Genomic DNA, 26,531 nt, shown 5'->3' with positions numbered 1-26,531 from the left:
GCTAGCAGACGGCGCGCAGGAACTGCTCGCAGTCGCGGATTGGGTACACGAGCTTGTCCCACCGCGCGTCGGGCAGCGACAGCGGCGACACTTCGGCCAGCACCGCGCGTGAGATCGCGTCGGCGCGCTGCGTCAGCGCCGCGGGCGCGTCGCCGCGGTCGGGCAGCGCCGCCTCGAGACGCACGAGGCCCCACATCGGATCGCGGCCCGCGGGATCGCGCAGCCGCAGGTACCAACTCGCGACCGGCTGCCGGCGACCGACGCTGACGCGAAACACCGTCGACCGCTCCCCGCGCGCGAGCGCCAGCACGGTGCGCAGCGCCGCGCCCTCGGCGTACATCGTCCGGTGGCTCTTGACGATGCCGATGACGCACGGCGCGGCCGCGAGCTGCTCGCTCCCCTGGATGCTGCCGTCGACGCACAGCGCGGCGCGCAGCCCGTCACCGTCGCGCCGGCACCAGCGCTCGGCGAGATCGCGCTCGGCCCGCTCGCGGTCCGCCTGCACGAAGTGCACGGCGCGCTCGAGGAGCGCGAGCGGATGCGGCGCGGGCACCGTGCCGTCGGGCCCTGGCTCCGTCGTGTCGACGACCGGCACGCCGGCCGACGCGAGCACGGCACGCGTTGCCGGCGACAGGTGCGCGCACGGCGCGTACAGGCGGTGCTCGACGATCGGACGCGCCCACGTGTGCAGCGTCCGCCCGCGTCGCGCACGCACCACTGCGGCGACGCGCCCGAGGACGATCGGCAGGCCGTCGTCGTAGTGCGCGACGTGGCTCGCCTGCGTGCCGTCGAGGAACGCCACGAGCACCGCGGGCGCCGCGTCGGGCGCCGTGTCCGTGCGCACCGCGCGCAGCGCGTGACCCTCGATCGGCTGGGCCGAGACGAGCCGCGGCGCCTCGGGCGTGCCGAGGGACTGCGCTTCCAGCGGCGCGCCCGCCTCGTCACCCAGCCCGCCCTGCAGCAGCTCGCGCAGCCGGCGGCGGACGACGTGCAGCGACGCGGCCGGTGGCGCTGCCGGCTGCGCTGCCGGCGGCGCGGGCGCGGTCTCGCCGTGCCGCGCCTCGCTCACTCGACGCCGATGTCCCAGGCCTGCTCGAGGTCCTGCTTCGAGTACGAGCGGAAGGCCGTCAGCGTCTGCGTCCGGTTGATCCCCGGCACGCCCGCGATCTGCTCGGTCACCACCTGCGCGATCTGCTCGTACTCCGCCACGCGCACGATCGCCACCAGGTCCCACTCGCCCGACACGGAGTACACCTCGTGCACGCCCTCGACGCCCGCGATGCGCGTGGCGGCCTGCGTGATCGACTTCGGTTCCGCCTTGATGAGGACGATGGTGGTGATCACGGCGACGTCAGTGCGGGAGGGGCTGCGCGGGGACGTTCAGCAGCCAGAGGCCGGCCAGGTCGCCGTCCTCGTCGACGTCGAGCAAGATATCACGTCCCACGCGCACCGCGCGCGTCGGCCGCGACCGCCCGAGACGGAAGTGGTAGGTCCGCCGCTGCCGGTCCGCCTCCACCACCAGCTGCGTGTCCACCTCCACGTCCGTCGTCGCGCCCAGCGCCAGCAGCTCGGGGACGCTGACGTGGCCCGGCTCCGTGGCGAGCGGCGGCTCGACCGCGGTACGCAGGCGCACGGGCGGCCACACCGCCACCTCCAGCCCGCAGAAGCGCCCCGCGCGCAGCTCGATCGTGAGCCACGAGCCGTCTGCCCCCTCCAGCTCCAGCGAGGCCGCGGCTGCGCCGCCGTTCCGGCGGTCGCCGATGCTCGCCACCAGGAGCTCCGTGTCGGCGTCCCACTGGTAGCGCACGCGGGACGGCGGGCCGTCGCCCGGCGGCTCGACGGCGACGCCGACGCGCGTCCAGCGGCGCCGGCCGCGGGCGACCGGCGACGGGTCGAGGGACGGTCCGAGAGACGGGCCGCGCGCGGCGTCGACGCTCTGCCCGCGCGGGGCGAGCGGGTCGGGATCACGCACCGGGGCGCTCCGGGTGGGAGGGACGCGCCAAATCATTCGCTCGGGGATGCGCACGCGACATAAGGGTTCTCCCGACACGCGGCCCCGGCCGCATCACGCGCGCCGGGGGCGGGCCGGCTATACTTCCCGCCTCGCGCGGCGCGTCCGCCCACGGCACGGCGCTGGCACCGGCGGCCCGCATGTCCGCGCGAACTATTTGATCATCACGAACGACAGGGCGCTCGGCGCCCGCCGGCGAGCGCGCCGGCGGCCGCGCGAGCACATGGAGCCGGCCGGGCCGGCGGAGAGCGCAGTGGATCAGGACGAACGGGACGCCGGCCTCGGGGCCGGTCAGACGGGTGGCGCCGCCGGCGCGCCCGGCACGACGGGCACCACGCCGGCCGGCGAGGCGCAGGCCGCGACCACGCGCAGCCAGCACGTGGTCTACACGCTGCCGCACGACTGGGGCACGATCCCCCAGTTCCTCGGCTCCGCCCTGGAGCGCCTTGAGGCCGACGCGCCCGAGACGCAGCTCGTGATCGTGACGCCCGACGCCGAGACGGCGCTCGCCGTCGCCGACGCCGCCCTCGCCCTGCGCGACGCCGGCCGCGGTACCGCCCGCTCGGGTGAGGCCTCCCCGGTGCTCGCCGTGACGCGCGTGGACCGCGCCGTGCGCCAGCTGAAGGCGCGCCCGGCCGCCGCCATCGCCGCCGATCCCGCCGCGCTCACCGCGTTGATCCGCGCCTCGGCCCTCAAGCTGGACACGGTGCGCACGCTGGTGCTGGCGTGGGCCGACGACATCCTCGACTCGCCCGACGCCGAGGAGCTGGACGCCGTCCTGACCGAGGTGCCGAAGGAGGCCGCGCGCACGCTCGTCGCCGCGACGATGACGGACGACGTCGAGGCGCTGATCGAGCGCGCGCTGCGCCGCCCGCGCCGCATCGCGCCGCCAGCCGCCGCGACGCCGGCGCCGTTCGCCGTCTCGTACGTCGCCACGGCGCCGTCGGCGCGCCCCGCGACGCTGCGCCGCGTGCTCGACGAGCTGGATCCCGCCACGGCGACGGTGATCGTCGCCTCCGGCACCTCGGAGGCCGAGGCGCGGCGCGCGGTGCGCGCGCTCGGCTACGCGGTGCCGACGGCCGACGCGATCGACGACGCGACCGACGACGACGCGATCGCCGCGGCGCAGCGCGCGCTCGGCACGCCGACGGCGAACACGGGTCCGCAGGTGCGCATCGTGCGCGCCGACGACGCCGCGCCGCTGCCGACGCAGCAGGCGCTCGTGGTGCTGTACGACCTGCCGACGAGCCGCGAGGAGCGCGATCGCGTCGCCGCCGCGCGCGCGGTCCAGCTGGTCGCGCTGCTGCAGCCGCGGCAGCTGCCGGCGCTGCGCGCGCTGGCCGGCGGCGCGGTGCGTCCGCTCGTGCTGCGCGACCTGGGCCGGCGCGAGGAGGCGCGCGACACCGCGCTGCGCGCCGAGCTGCGCGCCGAGGTGCAGCGCGGGCTGCCCGCGCGCGAGCTGCGCGTGCTGGAGGAGCTGCTGGAGACGCACGACGGCGTCGAGCTGGCCGCGGCCGCGCTGCGGCTGCTGGAGCGCGAGCGCGCGCGCCGGCTGAGCGCGACGGCCGCGCCGACGCAGGCGGCGGGCGCCGCGGCGCCGGCCGCGGGCGCGCCGGCGAGCGGGATGACGAAGCTCTTCATCACCGTGGGCACGCGCGACAACGTGCGCCCCGGCGACCTGGTAGGCGCGATCAGCAACGAGGCGGGCATCACCTCGGAGCGCATCGGCAAGATCGAGCTGCGCGAGTCGTTCGCGCTGGTGGAGGTCGCGAGCGCCGACGCGGAGCGCGTGATCGAGAAGGTGAACGGGATCATGATCCGCGGCCGCAAGGCGGCGGTGCGCGCGGAGCGCGAGACGCGCCCGGAGCGCGGCGGCGACCGTGGCGGCCCGCGCGAGCGGCGCGACGGCGGCGAGCGCCGTGGGCCCGAGCGTCGCACCTTCGGCGACCGTCCGGAGCGCGGGCCGCGTCCGGGTGGCGCCGGCGGCAGCGGCGGGCCGCGTGGCCGCACGTTCGACGCGCAGCGCGACGGTCCGCGCGGCTTCGGCGCGGCCGACGACCGCCCGGTGCGCGAGCGCGCCGAGCAGCGCGGCGAGTGGGCGGAGCGCGCGGAGCGGCTGCAGCGCGCGAAGCGCCGCGCGCCGGGTGCGCCCGACACGGGCGCGTCGGATGCGGGCGCGCCCGACGCGGGCGGCGCGGACCTCGAGACCTGAGGCGAGATGCCCGACGGCTTCCAGACCGCCGGCGGTTGGATCGAGGTGATCGCCGGCGTGATGTTCAGCGGGAAGAGCGAGGAGCTGATGCGGCGCGTGCGCCGCGCGATGATCGCCAAGAAGCGCGTCCAGGTCTTCAAGTCGCACCTGGACGCGCGGTACGCGGGCCTGTTCGCGGTCTCCAGCCACGACCAGCGCACGGTGCAGGCGGTGCCGGTGGACTCGTCCGCGCAGCTGGTCTCGCGGCTCGACCCGACGGCGCAGGTGGTGGCGGTGGACGAGGCGCAGTTCCTCGACGACGGCGTGATCGCGGCGGCGACGATGCTGGCGGAGCGCGGGCGTCGCGTGATCCTCGCGGGGCTCGACACCGACTTCCGCGGCGAGCCGTTCGGCCCGATGCCGCACCTGATGGCGGTGGCGGAGGTGGTGGACAAGCTGCACGCGATCTGCGTGCTGTGCGGCGCGCCGGCGAGCCGCAACCAGCGGCTGCTGCAGGGCCGCCCGGCGCCCTACGACTCGCCGACGATCATGGTGGGCGCGACGGAGGCGTACGAGGCGCGGTGCCGGGCTTGTCACGAAGTGCCGGCGCGGGACGCAGCGCAAACCCGGTTACTCTGACCGAAAAGGCGGAAGACGGAACGGCGGAGGACGGAGAGGCGGAGGACGGAACGGCGTGAAACGATGGGGCGGACCCTTCGAGCTTGAAGCATCAAGCCTGGAAGGTCCGCCTCTTCGTTTCACGCCCTTTCGTCCTCCGCTTCTCCGTCCTCCGCTCTATCGTCCTCCGCCGTTTCGTCCTCCGATCTCGGGTTTCGGTCCCGGCCCCGATCGTCACAGGGACGGAGCTGCTGGTCCAGCCCGTGACACACTCTGCCGGTCGCGCGTCCATCATGCAGCCAGCCCCAACCCTGCCGACATGATCGCCGCCCTTCTCCCCTCCGACGTACGCCTGCAGCGCGTGCGCTCCGCGCTCCCCGCGGCGCGGGCGCTCGTCGTGTGCGACGGCTGGAGCGACCTGGCGCGTGAGTGCGCCCGGGGCGCCGCGCTGCTCGTCATCTTCGACCTGTATGCCGACGGCGCGCCGGACTTCGAGCGCATCCGCCAGCTCCGCAGCGTCGCGCCGCGCGCCGCCCTCGTCGCCTACGTGGACCCGTCGCGCGCGAAGCCGCGCGACATGTTCGACGCCGGCCGCTGCGGGCTCGAGGCGCTCGTCGTCCTCGACGAGAACGACGCCCCCGAGGCGCTGGCCGGCCTGATCGCGCGCGCCACCGCGCGCGGCGCCGCGGCGCTCGTGCGCCCGCGCGTCAACGGCCTGCGACGCGCCGTGCGCGACGCGGTGCTGCTGGCCGTCACGCGCGCGCACGAGCGGCTGACGCCCGAGCGCCTCGCGCGCCTCATCGCCGTCTCGCGCCGCGCGCTCACCCGCCGCCTCTCGGAGGCGGAGCTGCCGCCGCCGCACCAGCTGCTGACGTGGGGCCGTCTCGTCGTGGCCGCGCACCTGCTGGAGGACGGCGGCCGCAGCGCCGACGGCGTCGCGCTGGCGCTCGACTTCCCCTCGGGCAGCGCCTTCCGCAACGTCTGCCGCCGCTACGTCGGCGCGACGCCGCTCGAGATCCGCGCCCGCGGCGGCGCGTCGTACGTCATCGAGCAGCTGTTCGCGCGCCGCGACGCGTCGGGCATCGCGAGCGAGGTCACGGGCGAGGAGGGCATCGACGACGGGCCGGACGACGGTGCCGACGACGGCGGCGAGGAGGGCGCGGACGACGAGCTGACGCTGGCGTCCGACCACCGCCCCGACGATGCGCTCGCCGCGAGCGCGTGGCCGGCGCCGGACGACGAGCCGCTGACCTTCGCGAGCTGACCCTGCATGCGCGGCGCGCGCGCTGAGCGCGCTGAGCGTGCTCAGCGCGCGCCGTGCGCCAGCCGCAGGAACTCGTCGCGCGTGCGCGCGTCGTCGCGGAACTCGCCGCGCAGCGCGCTCGTGACGGTGCGCGAGTTCTGCTTCTCGACGCCGCGCATCATCATGCACAGGTGCACGGCGTCCAGCACCACGCCCACGCCGCGCGGCCGCAGCGCCTCCTCCAACGCGTCCGCAACCTGCTCGCCGAGTCGCTCCTGCACCTGCAGGCGCCGCGCGTACAGCTCGACGACGCGCGCGATCTTCGACAGCCCCACGATGCGGCCGTCGGGCACGTAGGCCACGTGCGCCCGGCCGTAGAACGGCAGCATGTGGTGCTCGCACAGCGAGTAGAACTCGACGTCGCGCACGAGCACCATCTGGTCGTGCGCGACGTCGAACTGCGCGTCGCCCACCGCGTCCGCGACCTCGAAGTGCGCCCCGCGCGTGAGCCACTGCAGCGACTCGGCCACCCGGTGGGGCGTGCGGAGCAGCCCGTCGCGGTCGGGGTCCTCCCCCAGCAGCGCGAGCATGCGCCGTGTGGTCCGCTCCAGCTCGGCCGTGCGGTCGGACGGGAGGGTGCTGGCGTCGGATGCGGAGTCGTCGGACATGAGGGATGACGGTCTCGTGGACGGCGGTGTACCACCACGGGCTGCAAGGGACGCTCCGGACGTCGCCGGGCCCGCTCGGCCGTTGACGTCCCGGGGGCGCTCGGTAGCTTCTCGCGCGCGCCGCCGCCCGCGCTCTCCCGCTCCGTGCACGACCATGTTGATCGCATGCTGCTCGTCGGGCTGACCGGCAACATCGCCAGCGGCAAGTCTACCGTCGCGCGCCAGCTCGCGGCGCACGGCGCGACGCTGGTCGACGCCGACGTCCTCGCCCGGCAGGCCGTCCGGCCCGGCACGCCCGGCCTCGCCCGCATCGTCGCGCGGTGGGGCGCGGACGTCCTCGCCCCCGACGGCGTCCTGGACCGCGGCGTCCTGCGCGCCCGAGTCTTCGGCGACCCGCGGGAGCTCGAGGCGCTGAACGGGATCGTGCACCCCGAGGTCGGGCGCCTGCGCGACGCCGCGGTCGCGGCCGCGCGCGCGCGCGGCGACGCCATCGTCGTCTGCGACATCCCGCTGCTGTTCGAGAAGGACCTCGCCGGCGAGTTCGACGCCATCGTGCTCGTGGACGCGCCGCGCACGGTGCGCCTGGAGCGGCTGGTGCACGACCGCGGCCTGCGCGAGCCCGAGGCGATGGCGATGCTCGCCGCGCAGATGCCCGCGGAGCTCAAGCGCGCGCGCGCCGACTACGTCATCGACAACGACGGCACGCGGGCCGAGCTGGCCGCGCGCGTGGACGCCGTGTGGGAGGCGCTGCAGGAGCGCAGCAGGCGCGCGCTTCCTTGACGCCGCCCGCGCGTCCCGCCTAGACTGACGCGCGATCGTCCCCCCGCCATCCCCGCCAGGAGCACGCCGTGGCCAACATCCCGCAGGAGCTGCAGTTCACCAAGGAGCACGAGTACGTGAAGGCGACCGACGACCCGAACGTCGTCGTCATCGGCATCACGGACTACGCCCAGGGAGAGCTCGGCGACATCGTCTACGTCGACCTGCCCAAGCCCGGCACCAGCTTCGGCGCGCACGACGTCTTCGGGACGATCGAGGCGGTGAAGGCGGTGTCCGAGCTCTACGCGCCCGTCGCCGGCGAGGTCGTCGAGGTCAACCCGCGCCTCGACGGCGAGCCCGCGCTCGTGAACACGGACCCGTACGGCGACGGGTGGATGATCAAGGTGCGCGTCGCCGCCGACGCCGACCGCTCGGCGCTCATGGACGCCGGCGCGTACTCGTCGCTGATCGGCTGAGCAGAGCGGGTGACCGGATACGCGAAGGGGGGCTCCGCATCGCGCGGAGCCCCCCTTCGCCGTTCGCGGAACCGCCGCGTCAGTTCGTGTCCTGCGCCAGCGACGCCGCCGCGCCTTCCAGCTGGTAGGTCTCGATCGGCAGGCAGCTGCACACGAGGTTCCGGTCGCCGTACGCGCTCTCCACGCGGCCGACGAACGGCCAGAACTTCCGCTCGCGCGTGAACTCGCTCGGGAACGCCGCGCGCTCGCGCGAGTAGCCGTGCGCCCACGCGTCCGAGATCACGCGCGTCATCGGGTGCGGCGCGTTCTTCAGCGGGTTGTCGGCGCGGTCCAGCGTCCCCGCCTCGATCTCGCGGATCTCCTCGCGGATCTGGATCAGCGCGTCGCAGAAGCGGTCGATCTCCTCCTTCGACTCGCTCTCCGTCGGCTCGATCATCAGCGTGCCCGCCACCGGGAAGCTGACCGTCGGCGCGTGGAAGCCGTAGTCCATCAGGCGCTTCGCGATGTCCTCGACCTCGACGCCGCTGGCCGCCTTCACCACGCGCGTGTCGACGATGCACTCGTGCGCCACCGTGCCGTTCTGCGCGCGGTAGAGCACCGGGAACGCGTCGCGCAGGCGGTGCGCCGTGTAGTTCGCGTTGAGGATCGCGACCTTCGTCGCCGTCGCCAGCCCCTCGCCGCCCATCAGCTTGACGTAGACCCAGCTGATCGGGAGGATGCTCGCGCTCCCCCACGGCGCGGCCGAGATCGGGCCGATCGCCTGCGCGTGGCCGACGTCCACCACCGGGTGGCCCGGCAGGAAGGGCACCAGCTGCGGCGCGACGCCGATCGGGCCCATGCCCGGGCCGCCGCCGCCGTGCGGGATGCAGAACGTCTTGTGCAGGTTCAGGTGGCAGACGTCGGCGCCGATGTCGCCCGGGCGCGCCAGCCCGACCATCGCGTTCATGTTCGCGCCGTCCATGTACACCTGCCCGCCGTGCTCGTGCACGATGGCGCAGATGTCCTTCACGGCCTCCTCGAACACGCCGTGCGTGGACGGATACGTGATCATGAGCGCCGCCAGCTGCGACGAGTGCTCCGCCGCCTTCTTGCGCAGGTCGGCGACGTCCACGTTCCCGTGCTGGTCGGTGCCCACCACCACGACCTTCATCCCGGCCATCACGGCGCTCGCCGGGTTGGTGCCGTGCGCGCTCTGCGGGATCAGGCACACGTCGCGGTGCGCCTCGCCGCGCGCGCGGTGGTACTCGCGGATCACCAGCAGCCCGGCGTACTCGCCCTGCGAGCCGGCGTTGGGCTGCAGCGACACGGCCGCGAAGCCGGTGATCTCGGCCAGGTCGTGCTCCAGCTGCGTGAACATCTCGCGGTAGCCCGCGGCCTGCGCGGGCGGCACGAATGGGTGCAGCTGGCCGAACTGCGGCCACGTCACCGGGATCATCTCCGCGGTGGCGTTGAGCTTCATCGTGCAGCTGCCGAGCGGGATCATCGAGTGCGCGAGCGACAGGTCGCGGCCCTCCAGCTTGCGGAGGTAGCGCAGCATCTCGGTCTCGCTGTGGTGCGTCGAGAACACCGGGTGCGTGAGGAACGCGCTCGTGCGCGCGAACCGCTCGTCGAAGCGCGGGTCGGCCTCCTCCAGCAGCGCGTCGACCGTCGCGTCCACGTCGGCGCCGCCGTTGAACGCCGACAGCACGTCGAGCACGTCCTGCGCGCCCACCGTCTCGTCCAGCGCGATGGCCAGCACGCCCGGCTCGACGACGCGCAGGTTGATGCGGCGCGCCGCGGCGGCGTCGAGGATGTCCTGCTGCCCGTGCGTCCCGACCTCGACGCAGACGGTGTCGAAGTACTCCTCGTGCGTGACGTGGAAGCCGAGCCGCTCGAGCCCCGCCTGCAGCGCCTTGGCGTAGCCGTGCACGCGGCGCGCGATCCGCGTCAGCCCCTCGGGGCCGTGCCAGACCGCGTACATGCCCGCCATCACCGCCAGCAGCACCTGCGCCGTGCAGACGTTGCTGGTCGCCTTCTCGCGGCGGATGTGCTGCTCGCGCGTCTGCAGCGCCATGCGCAGCGCCGGCTTGCCGTCCGCGTCGCGGCTGACGCCGATGATGCGGCCCGGCAGCATGCGCTTGTACTCGTCCTTCGTCGCCAGGAACGCGGCGTGCGGGCCGCCGTAGCCCATCGGCACGCCGAAGCGCTGCGAGTTGCCGACCGCCACGTCCGCGCCCCACTCGCCGGGCGGCACCAGCAGCGTCAGCGACAGCAGGTCGCAGGCGGCGGTGACGACCGCGCCGGCCGCGTGCGCCTGCTCGCAGAACGCGCGGTAGTCGCGCACCGCGCCGTCGGTCGCCGGATACTGCACCAGCGCGCCGAACACCTCGGGCCCGAACGTGAAGGTCGCCGCGTCGCCCACCACCACCGTCACGCCGCGCGCCGCGGCGCGCGTGCGCACGACCTCGATCGTCTGCGGGTGGCAGTCCTTCGCGACGAAGTACGTCTCCTTCCCCGGCTTCCCCTTCGCGGCGTAGCTCATCGCCATCGCCTCGGCGGCCGCGGTGCCCTCGTCCAGCAGCGACGCGTTCGCGATCTCCAGCCCGGTCAGGTCCATGACCATGGTCTGGAAGTTCAGCAGCGCCTCCAGGCGCCCCTGCGCGATCTCGGCCTGGTAGGGCGTGTAGGCGGTGTACCAGCCCGGGTTCTCCAGCACGTTGCGCTGGATGACGGGCGGCGTGAGCGTGCCGTGGTAGCCCATGCCGAGGTACGAGCGCCAGACCATGTTGCGGTCGGCGATCGTGCGCAGCTCGGCGAGCACGTCGTGCTCGGTGCGCGCGGGCCCGATGTCGAGCGTGCGGCGGAAGCGGATGTTCGCGGGGACGACGGCGTCGATGAACGCGTCGAGCGAGTCGTAGCCGAGGGCGGCGAGCATGGCCTGCTGCTCGGCCGCGCTCGGGCCGACGTGGCGGCTGACGAACGTGTCGGGCTCGAGTGCGGCGGCCAGGGGGCGGGTCGACGTCATGCGAAGGCTCGAGGGCGCTGGGCCCCGGGTGGACGGGATCGCGCGGAAGCGCGCGCCGCGCCAGCGGCAGACCGTTCGGCGGACCGAGGGGACCGAGGCGTCGGGCGCGACAGCATGGAAAGCTAACGGGCGCCCGAAGGTTCCGCGAAGCGACTGCGCCGCCTTGATTCCCGTCCGTGCGCGTCCGCCTCCTCCCCTCCCCACCCCTGCCGGGCGCGCTGAACATGGCGCTCGACGACGCGCTGCTCGCCCGCGCGCGCGAGACGGGCGAGGTCCACGTGCGCGCCTACGCGTGGGCGCGGCCGACGCTCTCGCTCGGGCGGAATCAGCGCGCCGCGGGGCTCTACGATCCCGACCGGCTGGCCGAGCGCGGGATCGACGTCGTGCGCCGGCCCACGGGCGGCCGCGCGATCCTCCACTGGCGCGAGGTGACGTACGCCGTGACCGCGCCGCTGGGCGTGCTGGCGCCGGCCGACGCGCCGCTCAAGGCCGCCTACGCGCGCATCAATGCCGTGCTGCTGGCGGCGCTCCGGGCGATGGGCGTGCCGGCGCGCGAGGCGGTGCCCGCGGGCCGCGCCCCGCTTCCGGACGGCGCGCCCTGCTTCGAGGTCCCGACCGGCGGCGAGCTGGTGCTCGACGGTCCCGACGGGGCGCGGAAGCTGGTCGGCAGCGCCCAGTGGCGGGAGGAAGGGGCGCTGCTGCAGCACGGCTCCATCCTGCTGGCCGACGACCAGACGACGGTGGGCACGCTGGCGACGCGCCCGCTGCCTCCGGTCCCACCGCCCGCGACGCTCGGCGAGGCGCTGGGCCGCATGCCGCCGCTGGACGAGGTGACGGCCGCCCTCTTCGATGCCGCCCGCGCACTGCTCGACCCGGACGCGACGCTGCTGGACGATCGCGAACTGGCGGCCCTCGACGCCGCGGCGGGCGCGCGGGCGGCGCACTACCGCGACGGCCGCTGGACCTGGCGCAGATAATCGCCGCGCACGCCCACCTGGACGGCACGCCTCCGGCACACTACCGGCGGGCCGGCGGCCCGCGCAGCTTGCGCGCGGTGCCGTTCGGCCCGTCAGTCGTCCTGCCTGCGAGGGCGCGCCGCGCCCCGCCACCGCTCGCCGCCCGTCGCCCCGTCGTGTCGCCGCTCTCCTCCCGGCCCTCCCGGTCGTTCCGTCTCGCACGCGCCGCCGGCGCGGCGTGTCTCGCCCTCCTGCCGCTCGCCGGCTGCGAGCGCGCGGCCCCGTCCGGCGGCGACGCCGCGACCGGCGGCACGGTCGTCATCGCGGCCGCCGCGGAGCCCAGCAGCCTGCTCCCGGTGCTCTCGACGCTGCCGCAGGCCGCCGCGATCTACACGCAGCTGTTCGACCGGCTGGCGGAGCTGGACAGCACGCTCAACACGGTCGGCGACGCAGGCTTCCAGCCGCGGCTCGCGAAGAGCTGGGAGTGGGCGCGCGACTCGCTCTCGGTGCGCTTCGCGCTCGACCCGCGCGCGCGCTGGCACGACGGGAAGCCCGTCACCGCGCGCGACGTCGCGTTCAGCTTCCGGCTCACGACCGACCCACGGCTCGACAGCCCCGTCGCGCCGCTGCTCGCCAACGTCGACTCGATCTCGGCGCCCGACAGCGCGACCGCGGTGCTCTGGTTCGCGCGCCGCAGCCCGCAGCAGTTCTTCGACGCGGTCTACCACCTGTACGTGCTGCCCGAGCACCTGCTGCGCGGCGTGGCGCCGGGCCAGCTCGCGACCAGCGCGTTCGCGCGCCAGCCGGTGGGGAGCGGCCGCTTCCGCTTCGGGCGCTGGGAGCGCGCGCAGCGCGTCGAGCTGGAGGCGGTGTCCGACCACTGGCGCGGGCGTCCGTCGCTCGACCGCCTGGTGTGGGCGTTCGCGCCCGACTTCGGCACGGCGACGATCCGCCTGCTCGGCGGCGACGCCGACTTCCTCGAGAACCTGCGCCCCGAGACGCTGGGCGAGATGTCGCGCAACCGCGCGCTGCGCCTCGTGCCGTATCCGTCGCTCGACTACGGCTTCCTCCAGTTCAACCTGCGCGCGGCCGACGGCTCGGGCGCGGCGCATCCGCTGTTCGCCGACCGCGAGCTGCGCCGCGCGCTGACCATGGGCGTGGACCGCGAGCGCGTGGTGCGCAACGTCTTCGACTCGCTCGCGTACGCGGCGGTCGGCCCGGTGCCCCGCGCGATCTTCCCCGACTGGAAGCAGCTGAAGCAGATCCCCTACGACGTCGGGCGCGCGCGCACGCTGCTCGACTCGCTCGGCTGGAGCGACGCGGACGGCGACGGCGTGCGCGAGCGCGGCGGGGTGCCGCTGGCGTTCTCGGTCGTGGTGCCGACGTCGAGCCAGATCCGCCAGCGCCTCGCGAGCCAGGTGCAGGACCAGCTGCGCGCCCTCGGCGCGCGCGTGACCGTCGAGCCGCTCGACATCGGCGTGTTCGTCGAGCGCCTGAACGACCGCCGCTTCGACGCCGCGATGGGCGGCTGGAAGACCGACCCGAGCCCGGCGAACATCCGCCAGACGTGGGGGATGATCGGCGCCCGCACGACGGGCGGCTCGAACTACGGCAGCTACGAGAGCACCGTCTTCGACGCCGCGGTGGACAGCGCGCTGAACGCGAGCGCGCCCGCCAGGAGCCGCGCGCACTGGCTGCGCGCCTACCAGACGATCGTCGACGACGCACCGGCGATCTGGCTGTTCGAGCCGCGGCTGGTCGCCGGCGCGCACCGCCGCATCCGGCTGCAGGGGCTGCGCGCCGACGGCTGGTGGGCGGAGCTCGACCGGTGGTCCATCCCGCTCGGCGAGCGGATCGGGCGCGACCGGATCGGCGTGCGCTGACCGACCGTCGATCCGCGTGCTCGCCCTCGTCTTCCGACGCCTGCTCCACGCGCTGGCCGTCGTCGCCCTCGCGGCGACGGTGACCTTCGCGCTGCTGCACGCCGCGCCCGGCGATCCGATCGCCGCGACGCTCGACCACCCGACGGTCAGCGAGTCGGTGCGCGCGGCGTGGCGCGCGAAGTACGGCCTCGATCGCCCGGCCTCCGAGCAGTTCGTGCGCTACGTGGGCGCCGCCGTGCGCGGCGACCTCGGATGGTCGTTCACCGAGCAGCGCCCCGTGCGCGAGGTCCTGGGCGACGCGCTGCCGCGCTCCGTGCTGCTCGTGGGCACCGCGCTGCTGCTCTCGCTCGTGGCGGGGATCGCGCTCGGCGCCTGGCAGGCCTGGCGGCCGCGCGCACGCGTCGCGCGCTCGCTCGGCGGGCTGGCGGTCGCGCTGCACGCCGCGCCGGAGTTCGCGCTCGGGCTCGCGCTCGTGACCCTGTTCGCGCTCAAGCTCGCGCTGCTGCCGTCGGGCGGCATCGCGGACCCGGTGCTCGACTCGTTCGCGGGGCCGTGGGAGCGCGTGGTGGACCGCGCGCGCCATCTCGTGCTGCCCGCGGTCGCGCTGGCGCTCGGCTGGACCGCCATCGTCGCGCGCCACCAGCGCGGCGCGCTGCGCGACGTCGCCGACGACGACTTCGTGCGCACCGCGCGCGCGAAGGGCGCCTCCGAGCGGCGCGTCCTCTTCCGCCACGCGCTGCGCGCGTCGCTCGCGCCCACCGTCACGCTGCTCGGCCTCGCGCTGCCGGCGCTGGTGGGCGGCGCGGTCGTCACCGAGTCCGTGTTCGCGTGGCCGGGCATGGGGCTCGTCGCCACGCGCGCCGTCGCCGCGCGCGACTACGCGCTCGTGACCGGCGCGGTGATCGTCGGCAGCGCGGCGGTCGCCCTCGGCTCGCTGCTCGCCGACGTGCTGGTCGCGCTCGTGGACCCGCGGCAGCGGGAGCGCGCATGACGACGACGGCACGGACGCGCGCCGCGCGCTCGGCGATCGCGGTGCCGCTCGCCGCGCTGCTCGTGCTGGTCGTGATCGCGCTGCTCGCGCCGGTGCTCGCGCCCCATGACCCGTCGCGGCAGTTCGACCTCGTCGCGCTGCAGAACCAGGGGCCCTCGACCGCGCACCCGCTGGGCACCGACGCCTTCTCGCGCGACGTGCTCAGTCGCACGCTCCACGCCGCGCGCGTCTCGCTCTCGGTCGGCGGGCTCGCGGCGCTGGTCGCGGTGACGCTCGGCGCCGCGTGGGGCGGGCTCGCCGGCTCGGCGGGCCGGCGCGTCGACGCGCTCATGATGCGCCTCGTGGACGTCGCGCTCGGCGTCCCGCGCCTGCTCCTGCTGCTCGTCATCGTCGCGCTGTGGGGCAACCTCTCGCCGCCGATGCTCGCCGCCGTCGTGGGCGCGGTGAGCTGGTTCGGCACCAGCCGCCTGGTGCGCACGCAGGTGCGCGCGATGCACGGCCGCGACTTCGCGCTCGCCGCCACCGCGCTGGGCGCGTCGCGCACGCGCGTGCTGCTGCGCCACGTCGCGCCGCACGCCTTCGGCACGCTCGCCATCGCCGGCTCGATGATCTTCGGCGACGTGATCGCGCTCGAGGCCGGGCTCTCGTATCTCGGGCTGGGCGTGCGGCCGCCGCGCGCCAGCTGGGGGAGCATGATCATGGACGGCGCGCCCGTCCTGCTCGACGCGCCCTGGACCGCTGCGGTGGCGATCGCGTGCGTGGTGGCGACGGTGCTCGCGGCCAGCACGCTGGGCGACGCGCTCCGCGACCGCTTCGACCCGCGCGGCGACGCCGGCCGCTAGAGGTAGCCGAGCCACCAGTCGCGGCGCCGCGCCTTCACCGCGGCGAACCAGCGGCAGAGCGGCCAGAGGGCGACCACCACGAGCGCCCATACCGCGTACACGACCGGCAGCGGCGACGGCCAGCCGGGCGGCTGCGTGAACGGATAGCGATCCGGCGTGGGCGACTCGAACATCCAGTGCACGGCGCCGTAGCGCCACCAGCACGCCGCCACCGCGAGCAGGTGGATCAGGACGACGTGCATCGCGAAGTAGAAGAGCGGTACGCGCCCCAGCACCTCGACCGGGCGGAGCCATCGCGGCACGCGGCGGTCGAGCGCGGCGAGCAGCAGCAGCGCGGGCCCCAGCGTCATGAGCAGGAAGAGCAGCGACGGCGGATACTTGGTGGTGTCGAGGAACGAGAGCACGGTGCGCCAGGGCGCCGCCTGCACGCTCCACGGGCGCGGGTCGCCGTAGACGTTCGCCGCGCGGAGCACGAGGAACGCGAGCGCGCACGCCGCGCCGAGCCGCGCGAGGAAGGCGCGCCGCCGCGCCGGCTCCCACGCGAACACCGCCCCGAGCGCGTAGCCCGCCGCCGCCACGCCCACCCAGGGCACGAGCGGGTACGCGACGAGCACCGCATGCGGCGGCGGCAACAGGAGCCCGGGCTGGTGCAGCACCATCCACAGCGGCCCGAGGGCGCCGAGCGACTCCGCGCGCACGCCGTCGAGCAGGTTGTGGCCGACGATCATCGCGACGCCGAACGCGCCCGCCACGCGCGCCGGCCAGCGCACCAGCACCGCGAGCACGAGCATCGCCCATCCGAGCGCCCAGAGCACGAGCAGCAGCGTCACCTGGAAGTCGACGTTGAACTGCCACCCGAGGCAGCGCAGCACCACCGTGTCGAGGACCAGCAGCCAGAGTCCCCGCGACGCGAGGAAGCGCGACAGCGCCGCCGGGTCGCGCCGCCTCGCCGACAGGTACGCCCCGGTGCCGGTGAGCAGGAAGAAGGTCGGCGCGCAGAGGTGGGTGACCCAGCGCGTGAGGAACAGCGCGACGCTCGTCGTCGCGGCGGTCGTCGGGTTCACGGACGCGTCGCCGAAGTAGTCGCGCACGTGGTCCAGCGTCATGAGGACCATCGCCACGCCGCGCAGCGCGTCCACGGCTGCCAGCCGACGGGCGGTCGCGGCGGCGCGGGGCACCGTGCTGATCGCGCGCGGCGAGAGGGTGGCGGTCATCGGCGCGTCGGGAAGGGGCGGTCGCTGGCAGGGACGGCGCAACCTCGGACGCGGCGACCGTCGCGGGAATGGCGTCCACCGACGTCGGACCTCCCTCTGGCGCCCTTCTGACACGCAGGGGGGCGCCGGGTGGGCGTCCGCCGCTTCTGCGCCCCGCTCCCCGGTCCTAAGTTGCGCGGCGTGACCGATCCCATCCTCTCGATCCGCGACCTGCGCACCTGGTTCCACACCGAGCAGGGGACCGCCCGCTCCGTGGACGGCGTGTCGCTCGACGTCCACCCGGGCGAGACGCTGGGCGTCGTCGGCGAGAGCGGCTGCGGCAAGTCGGTCACCGCGCTGTCGGTGCTGCGCCTCATCCGCCCGCCCGGCCGCATCGAGGCGGGCAGCCAGGTCCTGTTCGAGGGCCGCGACCTGCTGGCGCTCCCCGACCGCGAGCTGCGCGCGATCCGCGGCAACCGGATCGCGATGATCTTCCAGGAGCCGATGACCGCGCTCAACCCGGTCTTCACGGTCGGCGACCAGATCGCCGAGGTGGTGCGGGTGCACGAGAGCACGAGCGCGAAGCAGGCATGGGTGCGCGCGGTCGCGATGCTGGAGGCGGTCGGCATCCCCGACCCGGAGCGCCGCGCGAAGGAGTATCCGCACCAGCTCTCGGGCGGGATGCGGCAGCGCGTGATGATCGCGATGGCGCTCGTGCTCAATCCCGCCGTCGTCATCGCCGACGAGCCGACGACCGCGCTCGACGTCACGATCCAGGCGCAGATCCTCGAGCTGCTGGCCGAGATGCAGCGCCGCCTGGGCACCGCGATCGTGCTGATCACGCACGACCTGGGCGTGATCGCGGAGGTCGCGCGCCGCGTCGTGGTGATGTACGCCGGCGAGGTGGTCGAGGAGTCGCCGGTCGAGGCGCTGTTCGCCGCGCCGCACCATCCCTACGCCGAAGGGCTGCTGTCGGCGGTGCCCCGCCTCGGCGAGCGACGCGAGCGGCTGACGACGATCCCCGGCTCCGTCCCGCCCGCGACCGCGTGGCCGACGGGCTGCCGCTTCCGCGACCGCTGCCCGTACGCGTGGGAGCGCTGCGCGAGGGAGCATCCCCCGCTCTACCGGATCGGCGAGGGACGGGTGAGCCGATGCCATCTGGCGGAGGAGCCGGAGCGCCGCGTGGCGCACGTGCCGGCGAGCGAGGCGGCTTTCGGGCCCGGCGGCGTGGCGAGCGCCGAGCGCCGAGCGCCGAGCGAGTCTCCGCTTCGCGACGCGGAAGAAGGCGATGCGGCCGGCAACGTGCGACCCGAGGTGATCCCGTGACCGAGACGACCTCCGCTCGGCGCTCGGCGCTCGGCGCTCACGCTGCCGCCGCACCATTGCTCGCCGTTCGTGATCTCAAGAAGCACTACCCGATCACGAAGGGCCTCTTCGGCCGCCAGGTCGGCGCCGTGCGCGCGGTCGACGGCGTCTCCTTCGACGTCGCGCCCGGCGAGACGCTCGGCCTCGTGGGCGAGAGCGGCTGCGGCAAGACGACCACCGGGCGCGCCATCCTGCGCCTCGTCGAGCCGACGGCGGGCGAGGTGACGTTCGACGGCGTGGACGTGCGCGCGCAGAGCCCGCGCGAGCTGCGCGCGCTGCGCCGCCACCTGCAGATCGTCTTCCAGGATCCGTTCTCGTCGCTCAACCCGCGCATGACCGTCGGCGCGACGATCCGCGAGGGGCTGACGATCCATCGCCTGGCGGAAGGTGCGGCGGCCGACGCACGCGTGCGGGCGCTGCTGGACGAGGTCGGGCTGCGCCCCGAGTACGCGTCGCGCTACCCGCACGAGTTCTCCGGCGGACAGCGGCAGCGCATCGGCATCGCGCGCGCGCTCGCGGTGGAGCCGAAGCTGATCGTCTGCGACGAGCCGGTGTCCGCGCTCGACGTGTCGGTGCAGGCGCAGGTCGTCAACCTGCTGCAGGACCTCCAGAAGCAGCGCGGCCTCGCCTACCTGTTCATCGCGCACGACCTGAGCGTGGTCGAGCACATGGCCGACCGCGTGGCCGTGATGTATCTGGGCCGCATCGTCGAGCTGGCGGCGAGCGAGGCGCTGTACCGCGAGCCGCTGATGCCGTACACGCAGGCGCTGCTGTCGGCCATCCCGGTCCCCTCGCCGGGCGCCGCGCGGCAGCGCATCGTACTCGCCGGCGACGTCCCCTCGCCGGCCAACCCGCCCAGCGGGTGCGTCTTCCATCCGCGGTGCCACCATCCGGCCCGGGACGCGGCGTGCACGCGCCTCGTCCCGCCGCTGGAGGAGAAGGCGCCCGGGCACTGGGCGGCGTGCATCAAGCAGGCGCCGACGGCCGTCGACTGGGCACAGCAGCAGGCGGCGGGGGGTACCAACCCGCCGACGCGCTACCTGCCCGTCCTCGGCGCCACGACGGTCTGATCCTCCCGAGCCGCCCGGCTCGCCCGCCGTTCCCTCCCCTCCCCTCACGCGAGGACCGCCCTTGTCATCCACCATCGCTCCCGCGCCTGCCAGGGGCTCCGCCGGCACCGGGCCGGGCCAGGCGCCGTCCAGCGACCGCGGCTTCTTCGGCCACCCGCGCGGCCTCGCGACGCTGTTCTTCACGGAGATGTGGGAGCGCTTCTCGTACTACGGGTTGCGCCCCCTGCTCGTGCTGTTCATGGCGGCCGCGCTGTCGGAGGGCGGCTTCGGCTTCAGCCGCGACCAGGCGTCGGCGATCGTCGGCATCTACGGCTTCAGCGTCTACCTGGCGTCGCTGCCGGGCGGTTGGGTCGCCGACCGCCTGCTCGGCCTGCAGCGCGCGATCTTCCTCGGCGCCTGCCTCATCACGTCGGGGCACCTGGCGATCGGCCTCTCGGGGCTGGCCGGCCCGGGCGCGGGCAAGATCCCGTTCTTCCTCGGCCTCGTCCTGATCGTCCTCGGCACCGGCCTGCTGAAGCCGAACATCTCGGCCATCGTCGGCGACCTGTACCCCGAGGGCGGCGCGCGCCGCGACGCCGGCTTCTCGATCTTCTACATGGGGATCAACTTCGGCGCCTTCTTCGGCCAGCTGATCACCGGCATCCTGGGCGAGAAGGTGGGCTGGCACTGGGGCTTCGGCGCCGCCGGCATCGGCATGTTCTTCGGCCTCGTCGTGTTCTGGCTGACGCGCGGCAAGACGCTGCGCGGCATCGGCACCGAGCCCACGCGCAATCCCGACCCCGCCGTCCAGGCGAAGCAGGAGCGCATCGGCAAGCTGGCCGTGTTCGGCGGCCTCGGGCTCGTGGCGCTGGTGTTCGCGCTCGCGGCGTCGGGCGCGCTGACGATCGACGCACAGGTGGTCGGCCGGTCGATGGTGAACATCACGCTGGCGATGGTGGTCGCCTTCTTCGCCTTCGTGTTCGTCGCCGGGAAGCTGAGCTCCGACGAGAAGAAGCGCGTCGGCGTGATCTTCGTGCTCTTCCTGTTCGCGATCGTCTTCTGGGGCGCGTTCGAGCAGGCCCCGACGTCGCTCAACCTGTTCGCGCGCGACTTCACGGACCGCAACCTCGGCGGCTTCGAGATCCCGGCGACGTGGTTCCAGTCGGTGAACTCGTTCTTCGTGATCGCGCTCGCACCGGTGTTCGCGGCGCTCTGGGTGTCGATGGCGCGGTCGGGGCGCGAGCTCTCCAGCCCGGGCAAGTTCGCGGTCGGCCTGGCGCTCGCGGGCGTCGGCTTCGCGCTGATGATCGTCGCTGCCAACAGGGTCGTCGCCAGCGGCGGCACCGCGCTCGTCTCGCCGTGGTGGCTGGTCGGCAGCTACTTCTTCCAGACGGTCGGTGAGCTCTGCCTCTCACCCGTCGGCCTGTCGTCGATGACGAAGCTCTCGCCGCGGAAGTACGTCGGCCAGATGATGGGCATCTGGTTCACGGCCTCCGCGCTCGGGAACCTGATCGGCGGCCTGGTGGGCGGCCACGTCGACCCGGAGAAGCTGGACCAGATGCCGCAGCTCTTCACCGCGACGACGATCTACCTGTTCGTGGCGGCGGGCGTGCTGCTGCTGATGGTGATCCCGATCCGGAAGATGATGGCGACTACCAGCAAGACTGCGTAGGACGATACGGCGCAGAACGGAACGGCGGAAACCGATACGGCGTGAAACGATAGGGCGGACCTCCCGGCTTGATGCTTCAAGCTCGAAGGGTCCGCCTCTTCGTTTCACGCTCCATCGTCTTCCGCCTCTTCGCTCTCCGCCGTTCCGTCCTCCGCCGTTCCGCTTTACGGCCAGGAGAACACGGAGGCAGGAACGGCTCTCTCCCGCGCCATCTTCACGTCCCGCGGCTCCCGCCAGAACGTGCGCGTCAGGTCGCGGTTGCTGAGGATCAGCTGGAAGCCGGCGCCGCGCTCGCGGGTCAGCGGATACGCGACGTCCACGCGCCACAGGCGCCGCGAGTTGGGCGGCACGGCGGCCAGCAGGCCGAGGCCGAGCGAGGCGCGCATCGGCGTCGTCACGCCGTAGGGCGCGTCGCCCGCCCACACGCGGCCCGCGTCGGCGAACGTCGCCAGGCCGATGTCGCCGAGGTTGAACGGGCGGCCGACGACGAATCGGTGCTCCAGGCGCGCGACCAGGCGGCGCGCGCCCGCCACCTCCGCGTCGGCGAAGCCGCGCGCGCCGCCCTCCTTGGCACCGAGCGCGAGCTGGATCGGCACGCGCGGGCGCCACGCGCCGCTGTACTCCAGATCGACGACGACCCGGTGGCGGTCGTCGGGCACCATGTACCACGCGGCGCGCCCGCTGCCGACGATGCCGTTCCACTCGTTGCGGTCGTTGTCCTGGCGCCCCTCGCCCTTCACCTCCAGCGCGGCGAACGACCGCGCGCTGCCGACGCCCAGGTACGCGTCCGCGCCGACGAACACGTCGTCGTCGTGCGAGCCGAGGAGGCCCATCGTGCGACCGATCATCGTGCCGAGCTGGATGCCGCGCCGCACGTCCTGCGCGCCCGTGAGCGCGTCGAAGCCCGTCACGCGCATGAAGCGCACGCTGCGCACGCCCCACAGCGCGTTCACGCGCGCCGTCCGCTGGCCGCGGAACCGCTCGCTCGGCACGAAGCCCAGCTCGGGGCCCTCGTCCCTCACCAGCCCCGTGTCGCTCAGCACCGCGACGCGGTCGCTCGTGGACGCCAGCTCCGACGAGATCGACGCGCCGAAGAGGCTCAGGCGGCCCGGCACGCCGATGCGGAGGATGCCGCCCACGTCGGCGTAGCGGCGCCGGTAGAACAGCGTGTTGGGCGTCGCGTGCGGCCGCAGCAGTTCGAGGTACTCGTCCGCGCCGCCGGCGGAGGTGCGCCACGCGACGCGCTGCAGGTCCGTGTAGAACGGGTGGCTGACGTCCATGTCCCAGTGGCTGCCGACGTCGCGGCGCAGCCCCTGGAAGTTCAGCTGGTACGGACGCCCCAGGAACTGGTAGTGCGTGAACCGACCGCCGATGCCGTCGCGGTAGCCGATGCCGCCGTCGTACCAGTCCGCGACCGCGTGCATGCCGGCGCCCGCGAGGTTCGCCTCCCCGATGCGCAGCCGCGTCACCGGCGGCGCGGCCGTCTGCGCGGCGACCGCGAGGATCCCCGAGAACTCGTCGCGCGTCTCGACCTCGAGGCGCACGCCGCCCTCGCCGTTGTCGTAGGGCACCACGCGCGCGTCCACGAGGTACGGCTGCGCGCGCAGGATGCGCTCGCTCTCGGCGCGCCGCAGCTCGTCGCAGCGGTCGCCGGGATTGAGGATCATGAAGCGCCGCACGACCTCCGAGCGCGTCGTCGAGTGCAGCTGGCGCACCGCGCGCGCGACGAACTGGAAGCGGCCCAGCAGCCCGTTCGCGTACGGCGGCTGCGTGACGACCACGATGTCGCTGATCGGCTGGCCGGCGCAGCGCACGGGCGCCCGCGGCGCGCCGCTGCGCTGGGTCGTGTCGACGCGCAGGCGCGCCGCCCACTCGCGCAGCGTGCTGTCGCTGGTGATGCGCGAGGCGCTGTCGCGCAGCGCCATGCCGCGGCCCGTCGTGTTCGAGTCGGCCTGCGCCGCGAGCCCGCGCGTGCAGAGGCACGCGCACGCGGCGCCCAGTCCCACCCGAGTCGCGAGGGCGCCGCGGCGTCGCGTGCCCTGCATCCCTACTTCCCCAGCCGGCGCTTGAGCTCCGCCAGCCGCGCGTCGGCGTCGGCCTCGCGGGAGACGCGCGTCTGCTGCCGTCCCAGCGCGTCGATCTCGTCGCGCAGCCCGGCATGGGGGTCGAGCAGGTCGTCCACCTCCGCCGCCGCGGCCGCCTCGGTCGCACGCGCGGACGGCTCGCCCGGCGCGCGCAGCGGCACGCCGTCCATCGCGCGCCGCAGGTCCGTCGTCATCTCCGCCACCTCGCGCTCGACGAGGGCGAGCTCCGCCTGCTGCGTCTCGAGCTTTCGCTCCAGCACCCCCACCCGCTCGGCCTGCAGCGCCTCGAAGCGGTCCGCGACGCTCACCGTCTCGGTGTCGCCGACGTTCGCGGCCAGCGTGCGCCGGCGGCGGATCGTCTCCAGCTCCGCGCGGCCCTCGTCCAGGCGGCGCTGCGCGAGCGCGACGCCCTGCTTCAGGTCGTCGATGCCCATGCGCGCGCGCACGACGGAGTCCTTCATGTCGGCGAGCACGGCGCGCCGGTCGTCGGGCGAGCGGGCGGCATCGAGCATCGCGCGGAACGAGGCGCGGAGCTGTTCGAACATCGGCGGGCGGCGGGAGGGCGCGCGGGGCCCGGAGCGATCCGCGGCGCGAGCGCGCGGAGCGTGAGGCGGGATGGGGCGGGCGACGTACGTTAGGGCGGCGGCGGGCACGCGGGCAACGGCTGAGGTGACGGCTCCCGTATGACAAGAGCCGTTCCACAACGGTTGACCCGCTCACGGAATCGACCCCGCCGCCACGCGCACCGCAAGCCCGCCGCGCGTGTCGCGCGCCGTCAGCTCGCGAGCCGGTAGCGCACGTCGTCGCGCACCTGCCGCATCAGCCGCTCGGGCGTGTGGTGATGGGGGAAGAGCAGCCGGTCGCTCACGCGGTTGAGCGCGCATCGCACCACGCCGAAGCGCTCGCCGACTGCGGCATACAATCCGCGCAGCCCGTGCTCCGCCGCGAGGCGATGGTCTGCCGCCAGCTGGAAGCCGCGCCGTCCCATCGCCTCGTAGTACTCGAGGTCCGGGCCGCCGCGCCGCCAGCGCAGGTGCTCCACGCGATCGGGGAACAGCCCGCTGAGCCAGAGCGCGTAGTTGCCGAGGTGCGCGCGCACCAGGAAGCTGCGCCGCGCGTCCACCGTGTCGACCGCGCCGAGCAGCGCCGCGAGGGTGTCGTAGCGCTCGTCGTCCACCTCGCCGACGCGCATCGCGCGGTCGCGCATCCCGAAGTGCAGCACGATCGCGGCGACGTAGTCGGCCAGCGCGCGGTCGTCCTCGCCCACCTCGCGCAGCGCCTGCCGCACGACGACGTAGCAGAAGAGGGGGAGCGAGGCGCAGACGCCGTAGCGGGTCCCGATGAGGGCGCGCAGCAGGCGCGGGTCGTCGAGCAGCGGATCGAGCCCGCGGTCGCCGAGCGTCCGCTCGGCCTCCTCGTGCGCGGCCCGGTCGTCGCGGGCGATCAGGCGCACCGCGAGCTGGGCGTCCTTCCGGTCGAGCCGACTCCGAACGTTCGCGACGATCATGCAGGCCTCCGCAAATCGCGACTGGTCCTCCGGCTCCGGCGCGGCATGCGCGCCGGGCGCGGTGCTCTCCACTTCCAGTATCGACCGCATCCCAACGCAACGAAAGCGCCAAGTGCTTGCGCCCCAACGCGTTGCTGGCACTCACCGGGCTCGAGTGCCAACAAGGCGGCACGAGGGGTGTCGGCGCGGGTGGCGGCGGCCACCCGACGCGCCCTAGCTTTCGCGCGCGCGCCGGCCCTTTCCGGACGCGCGAACGCGCGCGAACCCCCGGAGAGTCGTGCTCTACGTCTGCATTCCCGTCCACAACGAAGCGACCACGATCGGCGTGCTCCTCTGGCGCATCCGCACGGTGCTGCAGGAGTACACGCGCGAGTACGAGGTGGTCGTGTACGACGACGGGAGCGACGACGAGACGGCCGAGGTGCTCGAGCCCTACCGGCGCGTGCTGCCGCTGACCGTGCTGCGCGCGCCGCGGCGGCGTGGCACCGCGGCCGCCGTCGATGCGCTGTGCCGCCACGTGGTGTCCCACACGCGCTATCCGAGGCGCGACGCGGTGGTGCTGATGCAGGGCGACTTCACCGACCGGCCCGAGGACCTGCCGGAGCTGGCGAAGCGCTTCGAGGGCGGCGCGGACCTCGTCGTGGGGCGCCGCCCCGCGAGCGCGGAGCAGCCCGCGGTCGAGCGCCGGCTGCGGCAGATGGCGCCGTGGGTGCTGCGGCCGTTCGTGAAGGTGGCGGAGGTCGAGGACCTCGTGACCGGCTTCCGCCTGGTGCGCGTGTCGGTGCTGCGCGACCTGGCGCGGGCACGCGGCGACGCGCTGCTGGCCGAGGGCGCCGGGTGGTCCGCCACCGTGGACTTCACGCTGGCGGTGACGCCGTACGCGCGCCGCGTGGACGTCGTCGATCTCCCCGGCCGCTACGACCTGCGCCCCCGCGCCTCACGCCTCGACCTGTGGCGCGAGCTGCGCGAGCTGGCGGGGTACGCGTGGCGGCGGCGCGGGCGCCGGGTGACGGCGGGCGAGCGGGTGGGCGAGAAGGGGCCCGAGCGGCCGGCCGAGCGTGGGCCGGAGCGGATGCCCGACCGCGAGGTCGCCGTGATCGGGTCGGTCTCCGCGCTGACGCTCGCCGAGCCGGGGCGCGGCGCGCGCGGGGACGAGGAGCGCGGCGGGCGACCGGCGCGTGACAAGCGTCGGCCCGAGCGGCCCGAGCGTCCGGAGCGCGCCGAGCGCGGCGAACGGCCGGCGCGTGCCGAGCGGCCCGAGCGCCCGAAGCGGGAGACGGCGGGGGCGCCGGAGACGGAGCCCCGCAAGCGCACGAAGCCGAAGCGGGACGAGAGTGCGCGGCCGGCGGAGCCCGCGGTGGCCGCGACCGGGGAGGCCGCCGCTGCCGCGCCGGCGGCAGAGAAGCCGCCCCGTCCGCGTCGGGAGCGTCCGGCGCGCCCGGAGCGGCCGCCGCGCGAGGCGGCCCCCGCCGCGGAGGAGACGTCGGTGGGGGCGGACATGGCGTCGGAGGTCGAGGAGCCGCGCGTGTCGCCCGTCGTGGCGGCCATCGAGGCGGCCGAAGATGCGGCCGACGAGGCGCTGGCGGCGGGGACACGGAAGCGGTCGCGCCGGCGCCGGCGGAAGAAGGCTGGTGGCGGCGCCGCCGCGGCGGCGGGCGAGACCGAGGCGTTCGATGCGAACGGCGCGGAGCCGGAGAGCGAGGCGCCGGGCAGCGAGCGCGACGACGCGGGCGAAGCTGGCGGCGACGGGGGGAGCGACGAGGGCGGCGACGGCGAGCTCGAGGGCGCCGAGGGCGCGACCGAGGGGCGCGCGCGGAAGCGCAGTCGGCGCCGGCGCCGGGGGCGCGGCCGGGGCGAGCGCGCGGGTGGTGAGGGGGCCGGCGACGGCGCTGGCGAGGGGCCGGGCGGTTCCGAGGGCGGAACGGAGCCGTCGAGCGGGGTAGCACAAGCCGCGACGGGCGTGGGCGTGGCGGCCCCGCGTGCGCCGGAGCCCGACCGTGCCGCCGACTGAGGAGTGCC

Annotated in this window: 22 protein-coding genes; 13 read left to right on the top strand and 9 right to left on the bottom strand. The window is 74.8% G+C overall.

From position 1 onward, the window contains the following. Position 1: 1 nt before the first annotated feature. The 3 genes from rosag_RS12765 to rosag_RS12755 are packed head-to-tail and all read right to left on the bottom strand — an operon-like array spanning position 2 to position 1,972. Positions 2-1,069: a hypothetical protein gene (locus tag rosag_RS12765; protein ID WP_284350533.1), complete on the bottom strand. Its 1,068-nt coding sequence runs from the start codon at positions 1,067-1,069 to the stop codon at positions 2-4. Next, the gene (locus rosag_RS12760) at positions 1,066-1,344 is read right to left on the bottom strand and encodes an Lrp/AsnC family transcriptional regulator (RefSeq protein WP_284350532.1); all 279 of its coding nucleotides are present in this window, start codon (positions 1,342-1,344) and stop codon (positions 1,066-1,068) included. The genes rosag_RS12765 and rosag_RS12760 overlap by 4 nt, the downstream gene beginning before the upstream one ends. A 7-nt stretch (positions 1,345-1,351) precedes the next feature. Further along, positions 1,352-1,972, bottom strand: coding sequence for a hypothetical protein (locus rosag_RS12755; RefSeq protein WP_284350531.1), 621 nt, complete (start codon positions 1,970-1,972; stop codon positions 1,352-1,354). Between the two features lie 292 nt (positions 1,973-2,264). Between rosag_RS12755 and rosag_RS12750 the strand changes: the two genes are divergently transcribed. From rosag_RS12750 to rosag_RS12740, 3 genes are all read left to right on the top strand, one after another. Beyond that, a complete protein-coding gene (locus rosag_RS12750) occupies positions 2,265-4,223 on the top strand; it encodes a DbpA RNA binding domain-containing protein (protein WP_284350530.1) in 1,959 nt (652 codons plus the stop codon). Positions 4,224-4,229: 6 nt separating this feature from the next. Then, positions 4,230-4,841, top strand: a complete 612-nt coding sequence (locus rosag_RS12745) for a thymidine kinase (RefSeq protein WP_284350529.1) — start codon at positions 4,230-4,232, stop codon at positions 4,839-4,841. A 298-nt stretch (positions 4,842-5,139) separates the two neighbouring features. Beyond that, positions 5,140-6,084 (top strand): helix-turn-helix domain-containing protein, encoded by a 945-nt coding sequence (locus rosag_RS12740; protein WP_284350528.1) that lies wholly within the window; start codon positions 5,140-5,142, stop codon positions 6,082-6,084. 41 nt (positions 6,085-6,125) lie between these two features. Here rosag_RS12740 and folE read toward each other — a convergent pair whose 3' ends face one another. Then, positions 6,126-6,731, bottom strand: a complete 606-nt coding sequence (folE, locus tag rosag_RS12735) for a GTP cyclohydrolase I FolE (protein WP_284350527.1) — start codon at positions 6,729-6,731, stop codon at positions 6,126-6,128. 165 nt (positions 6,732-6,896) lie between these two features. On the opposite strand from folE, the gene coaE reads away from it, so the two are divergent. Together coaE and gcvH are read left to right on the top strand one after the other, a co-directional pair. Next, positions 6,897-7,511, top strand: a complete 615-nt coding sequence (gene coaE, locus rosag_RS12730) for a dephospho-CoA kinase (RefSeq protein WP_284350526.1) — start codon at positions 6,897-6,899, stop codon at positions 7,509-7,511. Positions 7,512-7,579: 68 nt separating this feature from the next. Continuing rightward, a complete protein-coding gene (gcvH, locus tag rosag_RS12725; protein WP_284350525.1) occupies positions 7,580-7,966 on the top strand; it encodes a glycine cleavage system protein GcvH in 387 nt (128 codons plus the stop codon). A gap of 79 nt (positions 7,967-8,045) precedes the next feature. Here the strand turns inward: gcvH and gcvP are convergent, their stop codons facing one another. Beyond that, positions 8,046-10,970: an aminomethyl-transferring glycine dehydrogenase gene (gene gcvP, locus rosag_RS12720; protein WP_284350524.1), complete on the bottom strand. Its 2,925-nt coding sequence runs from the start codon at positions 10,968-10,970 to the stop codon at positions 8,046-8,048. A gap of 176 nt (positions 10,971-11,146) precedes the next feature. On the opposite strand from gcvP, the gene rosag_RS12715 reads away from it, so the two are divergent. The 4 genes from rosag_RS12715 to rosag_RS12700 all read left to right on the top strand — a co-directional run bounded on the left by rosag_RS12715 (position 11,147) and on the right by rosag_RS12700 (position 15,642). After that, on the top strand, positions 11,147-11,947 hold the full coding sequence (locus rosag_RS12715; protein ID WP_284350523.1) for a lipoate--protein ligase family protein: 801 nt from the start codon (positions 11,147-11,149) through the stop codon (positions 11,945-11,947). A 155-nt stretch (positions 11,948-12,102) separates the two neighbouring features. Beyond that, entirely contained in the window at positions 12,103-13,809 is a 1,707-nt protein-coding gene (locus rosag_RS12710) for a peptide ABC transporter substrate-binding protein (protein ID WP_284350522.1), read from the top strand. Between the two features lie 16 nt (positions 13,810-13,825). Beyond that, complete coding sequence (locus rosag_RS12705) at positions 13,826-14,800, top strand: ABC transporter permease (RefSeq protein WP_284350521.1); 975 nt, start codon at positions 13,826-13,828, stop codon at positions 14,798-14,800. Next, a complete protein-coding gene (locus rosag_RS12700) occupies positions 14,797-15,642 on the top strand; it encodes an ABC transporter permease (RefSeq protein WP_284350520.1) in 846 nt (281 codons plus the stop codon). Before rosag_RS12705 ends, rosag_RS12700 begins: the two co-directional genes overlap by 4 nt. On the opposite strand, the gene rosag_RS12695 is transcribed toward rosag_RS12700, so the two are convergent. After that, positions 15,639-16,856, bottom strand: coding sequence for an acetyltransferase domain-containing protein (locus tag rosag_RS12695; RefSeq protein ID WP_284350519.1), 1,218 nt, complete (start codon positions 16,854-16,856; stop codon positions 15,639-15,641). The two genes, rosag_RS12700 and rosag_RS12695, sit on opposite strands and share 4 nt — an antisense overlap. A gap of 180 nt (positions 16,857-17,036) precedes the next feature. Here rosag_RS12695 and rosag_RS12690 point away from each other — a divergent pair, with 180 nt between their 5' ends. The 3 genes from rosag_RS12690 (at position 17,037) to rosag_RS12680 (ending at position 20,921) form a co-directional block, all read left to right on the top strand. Continuing rightward, entirely contained in the window at positions 17,037-18,161 is a 1,125-nt protein-coding gene (locus tag rosag_RS12690; protein ID WP_284350518.1) for an ABC transporter ATP-binding protein, read from the top strand. After that, on the top strand, positions 18,158-19,270 hold the full coding sequence (locus rosag_RS12685; protein WP_284350517.1) for an ABC transporter ATP-binding protein: 1,113 nt from the start codon (positions 18,158-18,160) through the stop codon (positions 19,268-19,270). Before rosag_RS12690 ends, rosag_RS12685 begins: the two co-directional genes overlap by 4 nt. Before the next feature lie 61 nt (positions 19,271-19,331). Next, a complete protein-coding gene (locus tag rosag_RS12680; RefSeq protein ID WP_284350516.1) occupies positions 19,332-20,921 on the top strand; it encodes a peptide MFS transporter in 1,590 nt (529 codons plus the stop codon). Positions 20,922-21,085: 164 nt separating this feature from the next. On the opposite strand, the gene rosag_RS12675 is transcribed toward rosag_RS12680, so the two are convergent. From rosag_RS12675 to rosag_RS12665, 3 genes are all read right to left on the bottom strand, one after another. After that, positions 21,086-22,966: a BamA/TamA family outer membrane protein gene (locus rosag_RS12675; RefSeq protein ID WP_284350515.1), complete on the bottom strand. Its 1,881-nt coding sequence runs from the start codon at positions 22,964-22,966 to the stop codon at positions 21,086-21,088. A gap of 2 nt (positions 22,967-22,968) precedes the next feature. Then, a complete protein-coding gene (locus rosag_RS12670; protein WP_284350514.1) occupies positions 22,969-23,550 on the bottom strand; it encodes a hypothetical protein in 582 nt (193 codons plus the stop codon). A 230-nt stretch (positions 23,551-23,780) separates the two neighbouring features. Then, positions 23,781-24,512: a hypothetical protein gene (locus rosag_RS12665; protein ID WP_284350513.1), complete on the bottom strand. Its 732-nt coding sequence runs from the start codon at positions 24,510-24,512 to the stop codon at positions 23,781-23,783. A gap of 277 nt (positions 24,513-24,789) precedes the next feature. On the opposite strand from rosag_RS12665, the gene rosag_RS12660 reads away from it, so the two are divergent. Further along, complete coding sequence (locus tag rosag_RS12660; protein WP_284350512.1) at positions 24,790-26,523, top strand: glycosyltransferase family 2 protein; 1,734 nt, start codon at positions 24,790-24,792, stop codon at positions 26,521-26,523. Positions 26,524-26,531 lie beyond the last annotated feature (8 nt).

The organism is Roseisolibacter agri (assembly GCF_030159095.1).
Taxonomy (GTDB): domain Bacteria; phylum Gemmatimonadota; class Gemmatimonadetes; order Gemmatimonadales; family Gemmatimonadaceae; genus Roseisolibacter; species Roseisolibacter agri.
This window is presented reverse-complemented; position numbering and strand designations above follow the sequence as displayed.